Origin of the sequence: Sinorhizobium fredii, assembly GCF_002944405.1 — a bacterium.
Lineage (GTDB): Bacteria > Pseudomonadota > Alphaproteobacteria > Rhizobiales > Rhizobiaceae > Sinorhizobium > Sinorhizobium fredii_C.
The window spans coordinates 2,407,635-2,424,881 of record NZ_CP024307.1 but is presented as its reverse complement, the minus strand read 5'-3'; the positions used below and the strand labels follow the sequence as shown (position 1 = coordinate 2,424,881).

19 protein-coding genes are annotated in these 17,247 nt (G+C 63.2%); 11 read left to right on the top strand and 8 right to left on the bottom strand.

What is annotated here, in order from left to right:
• Window positions 1–58 precede the first annotated feature (58 nt).
• Genes nthA through NXT3_RS11955 form a run of 3 tightly spaced genes read left to right on the top strand, consistent with a single transcriptional unit; the run spans window position 59 to window position 1,723 of the window.
• Window positions 59–703: a nitrile hydratase subunit alpha gene (gene nthA, locus NXT3_RS11965; RefSeq protein ID WP_097525369.1), complete on the top strand. Its 645-nt coding sequence runs from the start codon at window positions 59–61 to the stop codon at window positions 701–703.
• Window positions 700–1,359, top strand: coding sequence for a nitrile hydratase subunit beta (nthB, locus tag NXT3_RS11960; protein WP_104839392.1), 660 nt, complete (start codon window positions 700–702; stop codon window positions 1,357–1,359). The genes nthA and nthB overlap by 4 nt, the downstream gene beginning before the upstream one ends.
• The gene (locus NXT3_RS11955; protein ID WP_104839391.1) at window positions 1,346–1,723 is read left to right on the top strand and encodes a nitrile hydratase accessory protein; all 378 of its coding nucleotides are present in this window, start codon (window positions 1,346–1,348) and stop codon (window positions 1,721–1,723) included. Before nthB ends, NXT3_RS11955 begins: the two co-directional genes overlap by 14 nt.
• A gap of 9 nt (window positions 1,724–1,732) precedes the next feature.
• Here the strand turns inward: NXT3_RS11955 and NXT3_RS11950 are convergent, their stop codons facing one another.
• The 4 genes from NXT3_RS11950 to NXT3_RS11935 all read right to left on the bottom strand — a co-directional run bounded on the left by NXT3_RS11950 (window position 1,733) and on the right by NXT3_RS11935 (window position 4,677).
• Window positions 1,733–2,545 carry an anti-sigma factor family protein gene (locus tag NXT3_RS11950; RefSeq protein WP_037415713.1) on the bottom strand — a complete coding sequence of 271 codons (813 nt, stop codon included), beginning with the start codon at window positions 2,543–2,545 and terminating at the stop codon, window positions 1,733–1,735.
• On the bottom strand, window positions 2,542–3,090 hold the full coding sequence (locus NXT3_RS11945; protein ID WP_037386789.1) for an RNA polymerase sigma factor: 549 nt from the start codon (window positions 3,088–3,090) through the stop codon (window positions 2,542–2,544). The genes NXT3_RS11950 and NXT3_RS11945 overlap by 4 nt, the downstream gene beginning before the upstream one ends.
• Window positions 3,074–3,448, bottom strand: coding sequence for a COG4315 family predicted lipoprotein (locus NXT3_RS11940; protein WP_037415719.1), 375 nt, complete (start codon window positions 3,446–3,448; stop codon window positions 3,074–3,076). Before NXT3_RS11940 ends, NXT3_RS11945 begins: the two co-directional genes overlap by 17 nt.
• Window positions 3,449–3,588: 140 nt before the next feature.
• Window positions 3,589–4,677: an AbrB family protein gene (locus NXT3_RS11935; protein ID WP_104839390.1), complete on the bottom strand. Its 1,089-nt coding sequence runs from the start codon at window positions 4,675–4,677 to the stop codon at window positions 3,589–3,591.
• A gap of 145 nt (window positions 4,678–4,822) precedes the next feature.
• Between NXT3_RS11935 and NXT3_RS32935 the strand changes: the two genes are divergently transcribed.
• The 8 genes from NXT3_RS32935 (at window position 4,823) to NXT3_RS11900 (ending at window position 14,051) form a co-directional block, all read left to right on the top strand.
• On the top strand, window positions 4,823–4,954 hold the full coding sequence (locus tag NXT3_RS32935) for a hypothetical protein (RefSeq protein ID WP_272938890.1): 132 nt from the start codon (window positions 4,823–4,825) through the stop codon (window positions 4,952–4,954).
• A gap of 11 nt (window positions 4,955–4,965) precedes the next feature.
• A complete protein-coding gene (locus NXT3_RS11930; protein WP_097525374.1) occupies window positions 4,966–6,093 on the top strand; it encodes an ATP-dependent DNA helicase in 1,128 nt (375 codons plus the stop codon).
• Window positions 6,094–6,129: 36 nt separating this feature from the next.
• Window positions 6,130–6,762: a LysE family translocator gene (locus NXT3_RS11925; RefSeq protein ID WP_104839389.1), complete on the top strand. Its 633-nt coding sequence runs from the start codon at window positions 6,130–6,132 to the stop codon at window positions 6,760–6,762.
• 279 nt (window positions 6,763–7,041) lie between these two features.
• Window positions 7,042–10,116: an ATP-binding protein gene (locus NXT3_RS11920; RefSeq protein WP_104839388.1), complete on the top strand. Its 3,075-nt coding sequence runs from the start codon at window positions 7,042–7,044 to the stop codon at window positions 10,114–10,116.
• Window positions 10,100–11,311, top strand: coding sequence for a YcaO-like family protein (locus NXT3_RS11915; protein WP_234828040.1), 1,212 nt, complete (start codon window positions 10,100–10,102; stop codon window positions 11,309–11,311). Before NXT3_RS11920 ends, NXT3_RS11915 begins: the two co-directional genes overlap by 17 nt.
• 4 nt (window positions 11,312–11,315) lie before the next feature.
• Window positions 11,316–12,122: a TfuA-like protein gene (locus NXT3_RS11910; protein WP_104839387.1), complete on the top strand. Its 807-nt coding sequence runs from the start codon at window positions 11,316–11,318 to the stop codon at window positions 12,120–12,122.
• Window positions 12,123–12,158: 36 nt separating this feature from the next.
• Window positions 12,159–13,343, top strand: coding sequence for a gluzincin family metallopeptidase (locus NXT3_RS11905; RefSeq protein WP_097525378.1), 1,185 nt, complete (start codon window positions 12,159–12,161; stop codon window positions 13,341–13,343).
• 21 nt (window positions 13,344–13,364) lie between these two features.
• On the top strand, window positions 13,365–14,051 hold the full coding sequence (locus tag NXT3_RS11900) for a hypothetical protein (RefSeq protein WP_037415736.1): 687 nt from the start codon (window positions 13,365–13,367) through the stop codon (window positions 14,049–14,051).
• 55 nt (window positions 14,052–14,106) lie between these two features.
• Here NXT3_RS11900 and NXT3_RS11895 read toward each other — a convergent pair whose 3' ends face one another.
• The 4 genes from NXT3_RS11895 to NXT3_RS11880 all read right to left on the bottom strand — a co-directional run bounded on the left by NXT3_RS11895 (window position 14,107) and on the right by NXT3_RS11880 (window position 17,213).
• Window positions 14,107–14,460: an EF-hand domain-containing protein gene (locus tag NXT3_RS11895; protein ID WP_037415758.1), complete on the bottom strand. Its 354-nt coding sequence runs from the start codon at window positions 14,458–14,460 to the stop codon at window positions 14,107–14,109.
• Between the two features lie 114 nt (window positions 14,461–14,574).
• Complete coding sequence (locus tag NXT3_RS11890; RefSeq protein ID WP_037415739.1) at window positions 14,575–14,820, bottom strand: glycine zipper 2TM domain-containing protein; 246 nt, start codon at window positions 14,818–14,820, stop codon at window positions 14,575–14,577.
• A gap of 275 nt (window positions 14,821–15,095) precedes the next feature.
• On the bottom strand, window positions 15,096–15,770 hold the full coding sequence (locus tag NXT3_RS11885) for a MerR family transcriptional regulator (protein ID WP_104839386.1): 675 nt from the start codon (window positions 15,768–15,770) through the stop codon (window positions 15,096–15,098).
• A gap of 339 nt (window positions 15,771–16,109) precedes the next feature.
• Window positions 16,110–17,213 carry a hypothetical protein gene (locus NXT3_RS11880; RefSeq protein ID WP_104839385.1) on the bottom strand — a complete coding sequence of 368 codons (1,104 nt, stop codon included), beginning with the start codon at window positions 17,211–17,213 and terminating at the stop codon, window positions 16,110–16,112.
• Window positions 17,214–17,247: the final 34 nt, after the last annotated feature.

Genomic DNA, 17,247 nt, shown 5'->3' with positions numbered 1-17,247 from the left:
TCCGATTCCCGCCCTGATGCATTAGAGATGGCCGGGTTTCCGGCGGAGGAGGCACGGAATGTCCGAGCATCATCGTGGCCAGGACGGCGATCACGGCCATCACCATCACGACAATCATTTCACCGATGTGGAAGCGCGGGTGAAGGCGCTGGAAACGGTGCTGACGGAGAAGGGACTGATCGACCCGGCGGCAATCGATGCGATCGTCGACACCTACGAGACGAAGGTCGGTCCGAGGAACGGTGCGCGCGTCGTTGCCAGGGCCTGGAGCGATGCGGAGTTTGCGGACTGGCTGAAGCGCGATGCAACGGCGGCGATCGCGAGTCTCGGCTTCACCGGCCGGCAGGGCGAACACATGCGCGCCGTCTTCAACACGCCCGATACCCACAATCTCATCGTCTGCACGCTCTGCTCCTGCTATCCCTGGGCCGTGCTCGGCCTGCCGCCCGTCTGGTACAAGGCGCCACCCTATCGCTCGCGCGCCGTCATCGATCCGCGCGGCGTGCTCGCCGAATTCGGGCTGGAGCTGCCGATCGACAAGAAGATCCGCGTCTGGGATTCGACCGCGGAGCTGCGTTATCTCGTGGTGCCGGAGCGGCCCGACGGCACCGAAGACTTCAGCGAGGAGGCGCTCGCCGATCTCGTCACGCGCGATTCGATGATCGGCACCGGGCTCGCCCTTTCACCGCAGGCCAAGCCATGAACGGGCCTCACGACCTTGGCGGCCAGCATGGCCTTGGGCCGATCGCGCCGGAAAAGGACGAGCCCTATTTCCATGCGGAATGGGAAAAGCGCGCACTCGGGATCACGCTCTCCTGCGGAGCCTTCGGCGCCTGGACGATCGACGAGAGCCGGCATGCGCGCGAAAGCCTGCCCCCCGCCACTTATCTCGCGGCAAGCTATTACGAGATCTGGACCCGTGCGCTGGAAACGCTCCTGAAGCGCCACGGCTTCGTGACCCAAGCGGAGCTCGATGCCGGCCATATGCACGAGAAGGGGCGGGAGCCGAAGCGGGTGCTCAAGGCCGATATGGTGGCGGGCGTGCTCGCCAGAGGCGGGCCTTGCGACCGGCCGGTCGCTACGCCGCCGCGTTTCGGCGTCGGCGACCGTGTCCGTACGAAGAACTTCCATCCGGAAACCCACACGCGCCTGCCGCGCTACGCCCGTGCCAAAGTCGGCGTGGTGGAAGCGGTGCAGGGCAGTTTTGTCTTTCCGGACGACAACGCCCACGGCAAGGGCGAGAACCCGCAATGGGTCTACACGGTCGTCTTTGATGGCGGGGAGATCTGGGGTGAGGGCGGCGATCCGTCATTGACCGTCTCAATCGATGCCTGGGAGAGCTATCTTGAGTCCGTGTAGCACCACCTCTCCACTTGTCGCCTCTGCCGAACTGCCGAAATCGGCGGACGGCGATCCAGTCTTTGCCGAGCCCTGGCAGGCTGCCGCCTTCGCCATGACCGTCCGGCTCCATGAACAGGGCGTGTTTTCCTGGAGCGAGTGGGCCGAGGCGCTTTCGGCCGAGCTCCACAAGCCCGGCCGGAAGCCGGACGGCAGCGATTACTATGATTGCTGGGTGGCGGCCCTCAGCCACCTGGTCGAGAAGCTTTCCATCACCTCTGGGCCGGAGCTGGAGGCGCTCGTCCGAAGCTGGCAGCGTGCTGCCGAAGGGACGCCGCATGGCAAGCCTATCGTCCTGGAGAACGATCCGCTGCGACGAGGATGAGCCCGCGTGCTATGAGCCCTCCGACCCCTCGAACTGGCGGTAACACGCGTCGGCGACCCGCTGCAGGAGGCTGCGCGGCACCTCGCCGGTAACCGCGTAGCCGATCTCGCCGTCAATCCAGTAGAAAGTTTCGAGATCGCCCTGGCTCGCGATGCGGAAGCTCGTCTCGCGATTGTCGCTGTTGCGGCCGAGAAGTACGGTGAGCCGCTGGCGGGAGCCGTCCTCATACATCAGCAGGGCGCCCGCCGTGCCGTTGACGGGGATCAGCCGGCCGCCTACGAGCGAAAATCCGAAAGCCGACAGATCCGGAATCTTCAACCCGTAATCGAGCCGCTTGCCGAGCCAGGTGGCGAGATGCGCCTCCTGGTCGGCGCCGACCTCGACCGGATGGCGCACCTCGCTCGCATAGACGAGAAAAGCGGATTGCGCCTGGCGCGGAAGGCTGTCGGTGCTCTCGGCCGCCGCGGGCAACCGATCCCCGGAGACGATCGCAGGGGCGTAGAACCCGGTCAGGGCACCGGCCGCGAAGATCAGGAGACCGGCGGCGATCCGTAGGAGGACGGGCGCAGGGGCCGAGGCAACGCCGTGCCCCCGGCCTCGACGGGCCGAGACCAGCGCCCGATCGCCTTCATGATCACGGGCATAGGATGCGAAATGGTGTTGGAGCGCAGCCGCCTGGGCCTGCCATTCGCGGACTTCCTGAGCGCGATCCGGGTGCCTTTCGAGCCAGGCTTCGATGCGCCTGCGCTCCGGCTCGCTCAGCTGGCCATCGACATAGGCATGCAGTTCGTCTTCGGAGACGGTGTTGAATTCGTCCGTCATTTCGGTCTCCGCAGGGCGATCACGTTGTCGTCCTTCATCGCTTCGGCGAGCTGGCGGCGCGCGCGCGACAGGCGCGACATCACCGTGCCGATCGGGATAGCCATCATCTCCGCCACATCCTGATAGCGGTAGCCTTCGATCACCACGAGCATCAGCACGGAGCGGTTGTCGACCGACAGCCGCTCCAGCGCGCGCTCGAGCCGCCGGCTTTGCAGGGGGTCGGCATTCTGGTCTTCGGCGACGAGGCCAAGAGCCTCCTCATATTCGACCTCGGGATGCAAGGCGCGATGGCGGTGACGGTTGCGGTAGAGGTTCGTCATGATGGTGAAGGCCCAGGCGCGCAGGTTCACGCCTCGCCATTGCTGCCGGCGCGCCAGCACCTTTTCGACGCAGTCCTGGAGAAGGTCCTCGCCGTCCGTGTCGGATCGGGCGAGGCTACGTGAATAGCGCCTGAGCGCCGGCATGAGGGTGAGGACGTCTTCCTCGAAAGCGTCGGGTGCGGAAGCATCCGCACCTGCTTCCGAATCGTCACGGCCGTGCGACATCCCATTCGCCCTTCACACCGTCACCGGTAATATCGCCCATTTTCTTGTCCTTTACCCAGAAGTAGAGCGGCATGCCGTCCTTTGCCCATTGCTTGCTGCCGTCCTTGCGTTCGACGATCGAATAGGCGCCTTCTGCCATCGCGTCGCCTTCCACCATGAAGGGCGGCCAGTTCTTTGCGCATTGATCATAGCAGGTGGAGACGCCCTTCTGATCATCCTTGTAGGTGTAGAGCGTCATGCCGTTTGCCGCGGCAAGCACCGGACCTTTTTCGCTCTCAACCGTTTTGACGGGCGGTGCCGCGAAAGCGGAAGCGCTGGTGACGAGGCAAATGGTGATGGTCAAGGGGATCGTTCTCATTGCGGGGCTCCTTCCTAGAACCGTTCCAAGCGGGTTCATGGATGAGACACGGCGGGCCAAGAATTTATTCCCTAGGCGCTCGTGCTGGTTGCAAATGACGGGAAGGTGCTTCGCGTTCGCGTTGGGGTGCCGTGACGGCGTCAGGCCCGGTCGGCGACGAAGCGGGCAAGAGCCGGGCCGATCAGCGTGATGATCAGCAGGCGGGCCGTCTGCAGCGCCATGACAAAGGGAAGGTCGACATCGCTCGAGGCGGCGATCACGGCAATGGAATCGAGGCCACCGGGACTGGTGGCGAGATAGGCTGTCAACGGATCGATGCCGACCGCCTTGGTGAGGAGCAGTGCGAGCAAACCGGAAGAGGCCATCAGCACGAGGATGGAGACGACCGTCGGCACGAAGGCCCGACGCGCATGCGCGATGATGCTGCGGGTAAAGCCCAGCCCGATGTTCCAGCCGAGCAGCGCGAAGGAGAGCGCCAGCAGCCATTGCGGCAATTCGATCGTCAGCATGCCGGAGACATTGAGAGCCGAGCCGATCGCGAAGGGGACGAGGAAAGCGCCGGCCGGGACGCGCAGCAGCTTGCCGAGGAAGCCGCCGACGATGCCGACGGCGAGCGTCGCAAGGAAGGGCAGGGCAGCGACCGGCGCAAACCAATGGGTTGCCGTCTCGGCCTCCGTGCCGCTGACCCAGAGATGCGCGACCATCGTCGCGGCGCCGGCGACGCAGACGACCCGCAAATATTGCATGAAGGCGACGAGGCGGGCATCGGCGCCATAGGCGTCGGCCATCAGCAGCATGGTCGAGGCCGCACCGGCCGAGGACCCCCAGATCGCCGTCGTTCCAGGCAGGATGCGCATCCGCGTGATCGTCCAGCCGCACAGCGTGCTGACGCCGATCACCGACAGGATGACGGCGAGGAAGAGCGGCCAATTGCTGGAGAAGGTGGCGAACAGATCGGGCCGCATCGAGCCGGCGATCATCATCGCCAGGACGAACTGGACGCAGAAAATGAACTGGCGGGGCAGGCGGATCGTGCCGCCATTCATGCCGACAAGCGCGCCGGCCACCATGGGGCCCATGAGAAGCCCGGCCGGAATGCCCGCCATTTCGAAGAGAGCAGCAAGCAGCAGGGAAAGCACGCCCAGCAGGCACCATTGCCAGATGCGCGGCAAGCGACCAAGCCGGCTGCTTTCGGGGGTCATCGGCGTTGCGGGCTGTTCCGGCTTCAACGGCATTCTCCGGCGAGGACGGCCGCTCGTGCACACAGTATGCAGCCACCCTGTTGTTAGCAGCATCGCGCGCGCCGTTTCAAGTGCCGTGGCAAGAAACTGCCACAGGCGATCTTGATCCAGACAGGGCTTCGGCGCGCAGCGCATGAAAGTGATTGACGGTGCTCCCGCCGCAGAAGATTTCGCGCTGAAGCCGCTCGACGGCATTGTGACCGCCGAAGCATCCACACCGACGCCAGACAGAAATCCGGGCTTGCGCCTGGCCACCGAATCCTGACACTGCAGGTCATGCAATTCGCTCCGCAACAGGACGAGGCCCTGAAGGCCGTTTCGCGTTGGCTGAAGGAAGGCCGCTCGCCGCTCTTCCGGCTGTTCGGCTATGCCGGCACCGGCAAGACGACGCTGGCACGGCATTTCGCGGAGCACGTCGACGGCGAGGTGCTCTTTGCGGCCTTCACCGGCAAGGCCGCGCAGGTGCTGCGTTCCAAGGGCGCCAGCAATGCCAAGACCATTCATTCGCTGATCTACCGGCCTCGTGGCGAGGAGGAGGTCGCGGACGAGGAGACCGGCAAGACCTCGATCGCGCCGATGTTCGCCATCAACCGCCAGAGCCCGGTCGCCAAGGCGGCGCTGATCATCATCGACGAATGCTCGATGGTCGACGAGGCGCTCGGCAAGGACCTGATGAGCTTCGGCACGCCAATCCTGGTGCTCGGCGATCCGGGTCAGTTGCCGCCCGTGTCGGGCGGCGGCTATTTCACCAATCACGAGCCGGACTATCTGCTGACCGATATCCACCGCCAGGCGCGCGACAACCCGATCATCCAGCTCGCCATGCATGTTCGCGAGGGCAAGGAGATCATGCAGGGCGACTACGGCACGGCACAGATCATCTCCAAGAGCGAGGTCACCCAGCCGCTGGTGCTGGAAGCCGACCAGGTGCTTGTCGGCACCAACCGGACGCGGCGGCGCTACAACCAACGTCTGCGCGAGCTGAAGGGTTTTTCGAGCGAGTATCCTCAATCGGGCGACAAGCTCGTCTGCCTGAGGAACGATCCTGCCAAAGGCCTGCTCAACGGTTCTCTCTGGCAGGTGATGAGCTCGTCGAAAGAGACGGTGAAGCCGGGGATCAACCTGATGATCCGTCCCGAAGAGGATGACATGGACCGCGGCGCGGCGAAGATCAAGCTCTTGAAAGCGGCCTTCGAAGAGGTCGAGGGCGAGATTCCCTGGTCCACCCGCAAACGCTACGACGAGTTCGACTATGGCTATGCGCTGACCGTGCACAAGGCACAGGGTTCGCAATGGGACAATGTCGTGCTCTTCGACGAGAGCTGGGCCTTCCGCGATACGCGCGAACGCTGGCTCTACACGGCAATCACCCGCGCGGCGGAGCGGCTGACGATCGTCAGGTAATCGTTCTGCGAAGAGTTGCCTCCAAAGGAGCCGCTAATGCCGTCGACCGGTTTGCTGATCACCTTTCTCGTCACCACCGCCGTATTCGCCTATGTGCCGGGACCGGCCATGCTCTACGCGGCCGCCCAGACGATGGCGCGCGGCCGCTGGTCCGGTGTGATGGCGACGCTCGGCATTCACATCGGCGGCTATGTGCATGTCGCTGCGGCTGCTGCAGGGCTTTCGGCCCTCTTTCATGCCGTGCCCACACTTTATCTGACCGTCAAGCTGGCCGGTGCCGCCTATCTGATCTGGATGGGTGTTTCGCTCTTCCGTGCCAAGGCTCAAGGCGATGTGGTATTGCCGGGGGTGCAGGCGAAATCGGGCCGGCGTGCCCTTTTCGAGAGCGTCACAATCGAGGTTCTCAATCCGAAGACCGCGATCTTCTTCGTTTCCTTCCTGCCGCAGTTCATCGACACGTCAGCCACACTTCCCGTATGGGTGCAATTCGTCGTCCTCGGGTCGATCGTCAACCTGATGTTCTCGTCGGCGGACATCCTCTGCGTCATGCTCGCCAGCGTGCTCGTATCGAGGCTCAGGCATTCAAGTCGCACCCAGCGTCTGGTTCAGCGCGTTGGCGGCGCCACGCTCATCGGATTGGGCGCCCATCTCGCCCTGCAGAAGAGCTGACAGAATGGCCGCTTTCGTCATACGGCCGCGATCGCTTTTGATCTCAACATGCCATCGTGCGGGCTCAAATAGAGAGATCGGATCGTTGCAACTCTGCGCCGATTGACATAGACCGGTTTCGGTGAGCAGCCTTGGCTACGCCAAGTGGGGAGCGTGACGCATGGTCTGCAGCACGCCTATCAAGCCAGATATTTCAGAAATTGCAAGAACCAGCTTATTTGTCTTGAACATGCGCGTATAGTCTTCGGGGGCGCGCTGCCGAACGCGGGGTGGTGGTGCATGCTGCGCGAAAACCGGACCAATACACCACGAAAAGGAGTCAGTCGCACCGCGCGCGCCGGCGGTTCGTCGGCACACGGCAGCGAGCGCCATATCGTTACCGCCCTTTGCTACGACCTCGTAGGGTCGACCGATCTCCTGCATGTCATGGACATCGAGGATTATCAGGATCTGATGTCCGCCTTCCAGCGGTCGAGCAGGCAGTCGATCGCCGCGCATTCCGGAGTGATGCAGCACGAGGCGGGCGATGGCGGCGTGGCGCTGTTTCCGATCGATCTCGATGCCAAGGACGCGGCTTCGCTCGCCATCCGGGCGGGGCTCGACATCGTCGACGCCTGCAAGCGCGTCGGCCGAGAGTGGGGACGGGATGATCTTCGCGTCCGCGTCGGCATCGCCACGTCCGCGGCGCTCATCCGCGACATGGAGCGCGAGAGCTGGCTGCAGGAGCCCGTCACCGGAGCGGCACTCGCCATGGCCGCTCGTCTGCAAGTCATCGCCGAGCCCAACAGCGTCCTGGTCTCGGAGGAGACACGAAACCTGGCAGGGCGATCGCACGCCTTCGTTTTTCAGGGCAGTAAGCCGCTCAAGGGCTTTTCAACGCCCGAGAAAGTGTGGCGGGCGCTCGGACACAAGATGGAGGTCGATCGCTTCCATGCGTACGGGCGACTGGGCGGTCCGTTCATCAACCGCGAGAGCGAGCTTAATACGATCGCTCGTACCTGGGACGGCGTTCTTGCCGGCCGGGGCGCAAGCCTGCTCATCGAGGGCGATGCCGGCATCGGCAAGTCCCGCCTTTTGCGGGAGATCCGCAGGAGAACGCGGGATCGGCGCTCGAAGCTGTTTTTCTTCCAGTGCCTCCCCGGGGGATTGCGCTCGACGCTGCATCCCCTGCTGCACAGCTTTCCCGGGTCGACGACGAGAAACGGCCAGATGGGCGTCACGGCATCCGATGTGGCGACATTGTTCGAGCGCAACGGCATCGAGGACAAGGAGGCGATCGAGGTCTTCGCCTATCTGCTCGGAGCAGAGGGACGAAACCAGCTTCTGGCGAATGACAACCCCAAGGCGATCCGTGAAAAGGCGCACCGGGCGCTTTTGCGGACGCTGGAAGCTGTCTCGCGAAGCGGCCCTGTGGTCGTCGCCGTTGAGGACATCCATTGGATAGACCCGACTTCGCGCGATCTGCTCGGCGAAGCAGCCCGGCTCATCGGTCAATTCCCGATCTTTCTCATCTTGACGTCGCGCCGCGGTGCACCGGTCGAGTGGCTGGATACGGCAACCCCGCTGCGGCTGTCGTTGCGGCCGCTCGACAGCGACGAAACGCGGCTGGCGATCAGGGCGAAGTGGCCTGAGCATCGGCTGGCGAGGCTGCCGGAGCTCTTCGAAGTGGCGGAACGGATATCCGGCGGCGTCCCGCTTTTCATCGAGGAAATCTGCCAATGGGCATCCCAAAGTGCCGAAGCGGATGAGGCGAGCCTGTCGGAGACCATGAAGCCGGTCCATCTATCCGCATTCGAATCCATACTCGACGCACGGCTGCAGCATCTGGGGCCGGCCCGGGAAGTGGCGCGTGCGGCGGCCGCCGCCGGCACGCAGGTGACCCTGCCCCTGCTGCGCGTGCTTCTGCCCGATTTCAGCAAGAAGGCGATCGCAAGTGCGGCCGATATGCTGTGCGAGACCGGCTTCCTGACGCGTGTACGCGCGCCAGGAAGCATTGCATACGGCTTTCGCCACGTGCTGATCCAGGAGACGATCTACAACGCGCTGCTGCGCAAACAGCGGCAGGTGCTGCACCGGCGGCTCTTCGGCGCCGTCAACCAGAACCGCGGCATGGCCGCCTGGATCGACACCGGCGCACTGGCCGAACATGCCGAACGGGCCGGGCTCATCGAGAATGCGGTCGAACTGCTGATTGCCGCCGGCAAGGAGAGCTCGAGCCGCTCGGCAATGATCGAGGCGCGGCAATATCTGGAACATGCGCTGGCGCTCTGCAGCGAATTGGGTGAGGAGAGCGCCGTCGAGACTTTGCAGCTGGCGGCGTTGACGGCACTGGGGCCGATTCTCACGGGGCTGGTGGGGCTGAACTCGCCTCCCGCGCGCAAGCTCTACGAAGACGGCGTGGAAATCGCCCGCCGGCAGCCGATGGAGGAGCAGTCCAAGTGGTTCCCGATCTACTGGGGCTGGTGGTTCACCGGGTCGGACTTCCGCATCATGCACGACCGGGCGCTCGAAGTGCAGTCCATGCTGGCGAAGGTGGACGACCCCGAGATCCAACTGCAGGTGAACCACTGCATCTGGGCGATCGACTTCAACCTCGGCCGGCACCGCGAAACCCAGGAGGCGATCAAGGCCGGCCTGGCGCTCTATGACGAGCGAACGGCGAGGAAGAGCCGGACGGAATTCGGTGGGCACGACGCGAAGGTCTGCGGGCTTGGGCAAATGGCGCTTTCCCTGTGGCTGACCGGGCAAACCAAGGCATCGGATGCGGCGCTCTCCAGGATGATCGCTTTTGTCGACCGCATAGCCCATGCGCCGAGCAAGGCGCATTCGCTCGATACGGAAGCCGTATCGGCGTTTTACCGGGACGATTTCGATCGCCTCATCGAGGTTTCGGCGCGGATGGCGGACTTTGCCAGGAAGCACGACATGCAGTCGCTGTCCGGCCTGTCGCAACTCTTCAGGGGCTGGGCCGAGGCTCATCGGGGAAATCTTGCGAGTGGTCACAGCGTCTTCCGGGAGGGCCTGTCGCTTCTCAGGACGTTGGGGGCGGTCGCCGACCTGCCGATCTATCTCTATATGCATGCCACCTTGGTGGGGCTCGCCGGCAGGCTCGGGGACGCGATCGACATCGTGAACGAGGCGATCCAAAAGGCCGAGGAAACCGGTCACGCCTATTGGCTGGCGGAGCTTCACCGCTGCCGCACGGTACTCGGCGCACAGGCTGGAGTGCCTCGCGATGCGCTCGCGGCAGACCTTCGATCGGCCGTTGAAATTGCCGAAAGTCAGGGGGCGACAACGCTTGTCAGGCGCGCCCGACGATCGATGCAGGAGCTGGGTCTTGTCGCGGGGCGCTGATCGAGCCAGCCTGAATGGGGATCTGGCCGATTTTTATGCCTCGTTAGTTTCATGCCCGCGCGCCGCCCTTTCCGTTCACTCCACTCCTGACGAAACCAAACGACGGTTCCAGGCACTTCTGCCGCTTTGCAGGAGAGCTCGAATAACGCGGATCGGCGACCTGACGGGGCTGGACCGGCTGGGGCTCCCCGTGGTGCAAGCCGTTCGTCCGGCGGCTCTATCGGAAGTCACCTCTCTGGGGCGAGGCTTCACGACAACTGAAGCGTCGGTGGGAGCAATCATGGAATCGCTGGAGCGCTATTATGCCGAAGCCATTCCGCCCGAACGCATCTTTCTCGCAACGGCCGAGGAACTCGAAATTGCCAACGGCCTGTTTGATACTCTTGTCGTGGCCGGCTCGGAAGATTGGCGGAGCAGGACCATAGCTTGGACGATGGGCGTCGATGTCGCCACGGGGCACGCGCTGCCCGTTCCTTTAGAGCTGGTCCACACCTGTTACACGGAACCGCCGCCGGTCCACGACGGCTGGTTCGTGCGCACGACAACGGGTCTGGCCTGCCATGTGGACGCCCACAGTGCCTATCTGCATGGCTTGTTCGAATGTATCGAGCGCGACGCCATGGCCCGCGCTTTCGCCACACACGGGTTTTTCGACCGGATGCGCATCGCCACGACGGGGCTCGGCGCTGGGGTCGATCGGGTCTGTTCCGTTGCAGGATCCTGCGGCATAGCCGTCGCCCTGTGGCAGGCCCCTTCTCCGACGGGCCTTGCGGTCATCTGGTGCCAGACGATCGAGACGGGTTCTGGCGAGCCGATTCTCGCCCTGCCGACGGAAGGCTATGCCGCAGGTCCGAGCGTCGAAGCAGCCGGCGTAAGCGCCATGCTCGAAGCGCTGGCGGCGAGGGCAGGGGCGATCTCCGGTGCTCGCGATGATCAGACGAGAGCACACTACAAGCGGAGCACCGAGGAGGTCGTAGCGAGAGCCCGCCAGCTGATTCTCGCCGAGGTTTCGGCAGGGCCGATGCAGGGGGCGTCTTCGTCGACGGCGGCTGATGCTGGCTCCCTGCTGAGCAGCGTTCTCGCGGCCGGCCTCGGCCCAGTCGTCGCCGTTCCGGTCGGGCATGATCGCGAAGCGGGTGTCCAGTGCGTGAGGACGGTCCTTGCCCGCGCCCATCCCTTCTCTGTTGTCAGGTGAGCAGATGCCAGATGCGGGATGCGACGGTCCAATTCTGGTGTTTCTCGGTCCGACCCTGCGGCTTGACGAGGCCCGTGCGGTGCTCGATGCCATCTATCTGCAGCCCGCCGCCCAAGGTGATATTCTACTGGCCGCCCATGCTTTCAGGCCCCGTGCCATGGTCTTGATCGACGGCCGGTTCGAAGACCGGCCCGCCGTCAGGCACAAGGAAATCCTCTGGGCGATGGCCCAGGGAATTGTCATGGTCGGAGGCGCCAGCATGGGGGCGCTCAGAGCAGCGGAACTCGGCGATTTCGGCATGATCGGCGTCGGCCTGATCTACAGGTGGTATCGGCGATGGGCTCTTTCTTCCCGAATGGAGGGTTGCGTCTCGCCCCCCGCCCTGGCCCCGGACGACGCCGTGGCGGTGCATTCGGGGCCGGCTGAGCTCGGCTTCCTGCAACTGACCGACGCGCTCGTCGATCTGCAGCGCACCTTTTCCACGCTGATGCGCCGCAGGGTCATCAGTGCCGCCGAACGGGCGCAGCTCACAACAATGGCGCGAAACATGAACTTTCGCGACCGGACGCTAGCGGCGGTTTTGGGTGCCGCGGGATGGACGGACAGCCGCATTCAAGAGGTACGGCAGAAAGCGGTGCGTCAGAAGAGAGAAGACGCTTTGCTGGCACTTCACAGGGCGCCGCGCCTTGTGCGAGAGGCACGGATGGCAGATGGCCAGAATGCTTGGGCCGCGACGAACACCTTCATTCGGGACCTGGAAGCTGGCGGCATTGACTCCAAATTAGTGAACACTTATAAATTGAATCCCTGATTGCCGGTTTTCACCGATCGAGGGGGCAATTGTGCGATGCATCCGCTTCGGAACGAGGCCCTCGAGTCTGGCGAGGCGCGTCTAGGTACGCGCTTCTGGATCTTCCCCCAGCCTCCTTTCCTCCCGGGTTACGAGCAACCGGATCGAGTTTGGCTGCCGATTTTGAGGGACGAGATCGGAGCGGGGCCAAGTGACGCGACGATGTATGTCATCGATCCGCTCTCCGAAAAGCAACCCTACGGCTTCGATCGCCTGCCGCCCTTCGACGGGCCGCGGCGCGCAGCACCGAAGCCGGGGCCGGACCGTCATTTTGACAATGTATCGCCGAGCTCACGTGAATTCCTGGCCGTGCACGCCTATGCCTGTGTGCACTTCGTTCTCGACATATGGCAGAGCTATCTCGGCCGGCCGGTTCGATGGTTCTTCGAGCAGACCTTTCCGCGTCTCGAGATCGTTGCCTTTGTGAATTGGGACAACGCACAGGCGGGTTACGGCTTCCTGGAATTGGGGTGCTCGGATACCGACGGAGTGCGACGGCCGTATGCGTTGAATTTCGATACGATCGCCCACGAAGTCGGACATCTGATCCTTCTGTCCGAAACCGGCGTGCCGACGATAGTCTCGCCCGAAGCTGACTTCTTTCCCTTTTCGGAGGCGTTTTCCGACGCTGTCTCGCTGATCTCGTTCCTCCATTTCGGCTCTGCCATTGACCGGCTGTTGCGACGAACGAGGGGCAATCTTCTCTTATACAACGAGCTCAACCGCTTTGCGGAAACCAGTCCCGAGACCCAGGTGCGGCTCGCCACCAATTTTCGCCGCATGTCGGAGGTGACCCGGGAAGTCCACGACCGCGCGCTCCCCTTCGTCGGCGCCATTTTCGATACGATCGTCGAGCTATATCACCGCGAACTGGTTGCCCGGGATTGCGCCGACAGCAGGCTTCTCGACCTCGACCTTCGCGCGTTGAGTCAGCGGGATTTCGATGCGTTCCGCGCAGCAACGGCCGAAGCCTTTCGGGTGAAGCCGTTGATCTTCGAGCTCGCTTTGGCCGCCGCGCGTGACACGGTCGGACAGGCGCTCGCCTCTTCATTGCGGACGCTCGATCCCACGACGATGCGTCTGGATCAGGCGGCAACAGCCGTCATTGCCGCTGCCCCTGGAGCGGCCGCGGAGGTGTTGGAAGCAAATTTCGCATGGCGCGAGATTATCGGTCGAAGGTGAGGCCAGGAAAAGGAGAGGAACATGAGCGATTGTTGCAATCATCCCGGCGTCGGCAACCAGGCGAAAGGCCTCGAGGCTCCACAATATGACGCTTACAATCCGAGCGAAGTGCGTCTTTATGGCCGCCCGGCTGTCTCTCTATCGATATTTACGCCCGAGGAAATCGGAAATATCGACCTCACTCTCGAAGAGGAACTGAGAGGTCGTGAGATAAATAGCGAAGATAAGAAACTTATCTCCGGCATCATCAGGCGTGTTGCCCAAAAGAAACTCATTGACCTGTTTCAGCAGCAGATAGTTTTGGCTTTAGTTGATGAGAACCAGGCGGAAGTCCTAAAGCTTACCGTCGAGATAAACATCCCGTCGCGAAATTTTCGCGGAGACGACAGTAAATACATAAAGAGCATTGGCGTGATTTATGGCTACGCCTATGAGGGACATTGCTACAAGCTGCCGAAGCCGCAGATCATGTATCTGCCCGCGGAGCCGAGAGAAATCATCGGTGGCGATTGTGGATGCGACTGCGGATATGTCCCGGAACTTGGCTACGCCGTTTGGCAGATTGACAAGCTCGAACGTGTCATTGCTCTCGACGTTCGCTCCGATGATGTAAAGACGCTGGTTCTCGACGAGAACATGCCTGGCAGCCGTTCGCCAATGGCCTATGCACAAACCATGGCGCTGGCGCCGGCCCGACACCGCGATTGAGGCATAGGACGGTACGTCCGCGGTCCATGGGAGCTGTCAGGCGGCGTTCGAGCCGCTATTCCAGGTTGCCGTCGCCGCTGCGGTCGGCTGCCTGGAAATCGGCCATGACCCTGTTCAGGAATTCGGTCTGGCTCACCCTGCCGTCGCCGTTCTTGTCGGTGGCGGCAAATTGCTGGGCGGTGAGTGCCTGCGCCACCTCGTCGGAGCGCAGGCTGCCGTCCTTGTTCTTGTCCAGGCTTGCGAAGGCCATCGTCATGAACGCCTGGTATTCGGAGCGGTCAACCGCTCCGTTTCGGTCACGGTCGAGGCGATCCATCTGACCCTGGTTCATTGCCGCCGACTGAGCCTGTGCGGGCGACACGAGCTGGCAAAGCGCGAGCGCCGTGGAAAGAGCGAGTCTTGGCAGCATGGCGACCTTCCGCTTCAGCATCTTGCGGCACGGCGGAATCGCCTGACGTCGCACAAATGCGGCAAAAACAAACAATAGAACTGGCGCCGGGAATGTAAGCGAGCGCATTCCGCTTTAATAGGCGCAGGTCAGGGCGTTGCCTGCCGCGCTGCCGAGCGTGGCACCGCCGCCGACGGCCCAGAGCTGGCCGGTGCCCGAACCGATGGTCGCGCCGACCACGCCGCCGACGATCGCGCCGCCGACGGTCCCGGCAATACAGCCGAATTCGCCGACGCCTCCCCTCTGGGATGTCGCAGCGGACTGGCACCCGGATAAGGCGAGGGCGCCAAAGACAATCAAAGTTACAGTAGGCTTGCTCATCTTCTCCTCCAAAATATTCGTCCGAATGCAATACGAATCGGCGGAGGCGCCAAACTTGGCGTCGGATGCAAATAAGCTTCTGAGTATGTCTCCCGAACTACGAGAGGCTCTTGTGTTCGATCAGAAGCAGCTCATTGACGAAACATGCAGTCTGTCGACGCAGCCGTCCGGAACTGCGCGCAAATACTACCGCCACGGACGGATGATGACAACTCTTTGTGGACTGCGGCCTTTCGGAGGGCGGGTCCTGGTGGAGCGGAATCGTGCCGACGGTGCTATTCCGACGCGATCATGCCGGCGAGCACGGCCTTCGCGATCGCCTGGAAGCGATTTTGCGCATCGAATTTGCGGATAATTCCGGACTCGAGCGCGAGAGCCGCGGTGATTTCCATCTCCATCAGTTGCGCGATGCGGGCGGCGGCGTGCCCCTCCGCCATCAGGCCGAGGCATTCGCTCTCGATCGGCGACAGGTGGACGCCCCCGGATGCCGGATCAGCGGACCCGCCGGAGCCGTTTTCGAGCAGCTCGGCGATGCGTTGCATCTGCCGGCGCAGGATCGATTGCTGGGCCGCAAGCTCGCGCCGGCGCGAGCGAAGCGCCGTCTCGAAGATTTGGTTGGCCTCGGACTGGCTTCCGGCCGCGTCCAGCGCCGCCATCAGGTCCTGGATCCCGGCAACCGGCATGTCGATCTCCCGGCATGCGTTGATCACGGCCATGCGGCGGATATGGCTCTCGCCATAGACCCGCATCGGGCCCAGGCGTGCGGCGTTCAGCAGTCCCTTCTCTTCGTAGAAGTGCAAGGTGCGGTGCGTCACGCCGAAAGCCTCTGCCATTTCGGCAATGGTAAGCCGATCGTTCGAGCCTCTATAGGGGATAGGCAGCTTCGGCAGAAAGCCGCCGGTGCGAGGCGCCATGCCGGCCTCGGCATTCTTCCAAGAATCCTGTGGCATTTTCGCGCCCCCCGTTTCCGCGCCGTGACGAATGCGATCCGCCAATCGCACTGGCCACTACCGGCTGCCTCTCGGGGCACATCGTGCGCGCGGCACGACTTACTACAGACCAATGTGCTTGCCCTTCACCGGCCCGGCGCTTTGGAGGCGCGGGGGCCGCAGTGGTGGGCGGGAGCTTCTTCGCGCGCTCCTCGAACGCGCAATGCCCCAACGAGCAACCAGGCATTTATTTTCTAATGCACGAATTCACGGTAGGCGCGAATCGTCGAAATGAACAGCCCCAATGTTGCGGGTAAAATCTTGGCGTGGTTGCGGGCAATTATAGTCCGATCGAGCTGCTCAGTGGCTGAAAAGCTCATTCTGTTTCTTCGAGGAGAGGATGAAGAGCGGTTCATCGCCTTTGAGCGGGGCAAGTTCCTGCTGGCATGTCCAGGCCTCCTGAAAGGCCTCGCGCGTCAGGAGCTTCTTGTAGCGCGCCGTCGTCACCATGCATCGCATCAATGTACTCTGCAGCCCCTCGGTGGCGGCGTGGGCGTAGATCTCGCCATTGAGAGCGAAAAACTGCGCTGCGAGCGAGGTGGTCTTGTAGAGGATGTCCGATTCATTGGCGAGCTGTTGCGCGCCGATGAACTCCTGGCGGAGCGGCACGCGCTCGCCATTGTGCGAAAGCGTGAGCCGAAGGCCGGGCTCGGGACTGTCGTGCCAGTCGACCTTGACGGAGAAGGCGAGCGCCGAATCCATGGAAACGGCCGGATGTGAAGTGCCCGCAACCTCTGCCGCGGCAAGGGTCCTGTGACGCAGCGCGGCTGCGCGCAACAGCGCGGCGAAATGTTCTGCGGTGCCATGCTCCCCGTCGATGACGAAACTTACCGACGGAAGTCCCCGGACGGCGGCCATCGGGCCGTTTGCGAGCTTGGCTTCTGCACCGAAGTCGAGCGCGACCTTCGGTGACGGCAGCGGCGTGAACAAAAGAAGCGGAAGCACCGTCAGCACAGCCCAGGGGGAGGAGAAGGGCGAGGGCTGCCATGCGGGGCGGCGCCTGGAAAGGCGATCTCGGGCATTCGTGGCCGGCTCCCCAAGGCGTTCCGCCGCAGGTTCACGCAGCCGGCGGTACTCCGGCACGTAGGTTCCCTTCGGAATGCTGATCTGCCATTCCTCGCCGGCCCCTTCGGCGTCATAGAAGCCTTTCAGCAATTTGCGCAGCTTTCCGGCGTGAACGCGCACGAGCGGATCGCTATCGGCATCGAAAGCCTGGCTGCGTCCGAAGACGTCGACCGCGATCGAATAGCCTTTCAATTGCCCGGCCTCGCCGGCGATCTCCTTCTCGACGACATAGGTGAGGAAGGCACGCAGCCGCTCGGAGCGCTGAAAGCTCTTGCTGTCGAGAATCCGGCCGAGCGCGGAGCGGATCGCCGCGTCGCAGGGCCTTTCGGCTGGCGTCATCAATTGCTCCGGAAGAAGCCGTGTCGAATGAAAA

Excerpts from the sequence above, each read along its gene's own strand:
- nthA (WP_097525369.1), top strand. The coding sequence starts at position 59 with ATGTCCGAGCATCATCGTGGCCAGGACGGCGATCACGGCCATCACCAT.
- nthB (WP_104839392.1), top strand. The coding sequence starts at position 700 with ATGAACGGGCCTCACGACCTTGGCGGCCAGCATGGCCTTGGGCCGATC.
- NXT3_RS11950 (WP_037415713.1), bottom strand. The coding sequence starts at position 2,545 with ATGACGGACGAATTCAACACCGTCTCCGAAGACGAACTGCATGCCTAT.
- NXT3_RS11945 (WP_037386789.1), bottom strand. The coding sequence starts at position 3,090 with ATGTCGCACGGCCGTGACGATTCGGAAGCAGGTGCGGATGCTTCCGCA.
- NXT3_RS11940 (WP_037415719.1), bottom strand. The coding sequence starts at position 3,448 with ATGAGAACGATCCCCTTGACCATCACCATTTGCCTCGTCACCAGCGCT.
- NXT3_RS32935 (WP_272938890.1), top strand. The coding sequence starts at position 4,823 with ATGAAAGTGATTGACGGTGCTCCCGCCGCAGAAGATTTCGCGCTGAAG.
- NXT3_RS11930 (WP_097525374.1), top strand. The coding sequence starts at position 4,966 with ATGCAATTCGCTCCGCAACAGGACGAGGCCCTGAAGGCCGTTTCGCGT.
- NXT3_RS11925 (WP_104839389.1), top strand. The coding sequence starts at position 6,130 with ATGCCGTCGACCGGTTTGCTGATCACCTTTCTCGTCACCACCGCCGTA.
- NXT3_RS11920 (WP_104839388.1), top strand. The coding sequence starts at position 7,042 with ATGCTGCGCGAAAACCGGACCAATACACCACGAAAAGGAGTCAGTCGC.
- NXT3_RS11910 (WP_104839387.1), top strand. The coding sequence starts at position 11,316 with ATGCCAGATGCGGGATGCGACGGTCCAATTCTGGTGTTTCTCGGTCCG.
- NXT3_RS11905 (WP_097525378.1), top strand. The coding sequence starts at position 12,159 with ATGCATCCGCTTCGGAACGAGGCCCTCGAGTCTGGCGAGGCGCGTCTA.
- NXT3_RS11900 (WP_037415736.1), top strand. The coding sequence starts at position 13,365 with ATGAGCGATTGTTGCAATCATCCCGGCGTCGGCAACCAGGCGAAAGGC.
- NXT3_RS11895 (WP_037415758.1), bottom strand. The coding sequence starts at position 14,460 with ATGCTGCCAAGACTCGCTCTTTCCACGGCGCTCGCGCTTTGCCAGCTC.
- NXT3_RS11890 (WP_037415739.1), bottom strand. The coding sequence starts at position 14,820 with ATGAGCAAGCCTACTGTAACTTTGATTGTCTTTGGCGCCCTCGCCTTA.
- NXT3_RS11885 (WP_104839386.1), bottom strand. The coding sequence starts at position 15,770 with ATGCCACAGGATTCTTGGAAGAATGCCGAGGCCGGCATGGCGCCTCGC.
- NXT3_RS11880 (WP_104839385.1), bottom strand. The coding sequence starts at position 17,213 with ATGACGCCAGCCGAAAGGCCCTGCGACGCGGCGATCCGCTCCGCGCTC.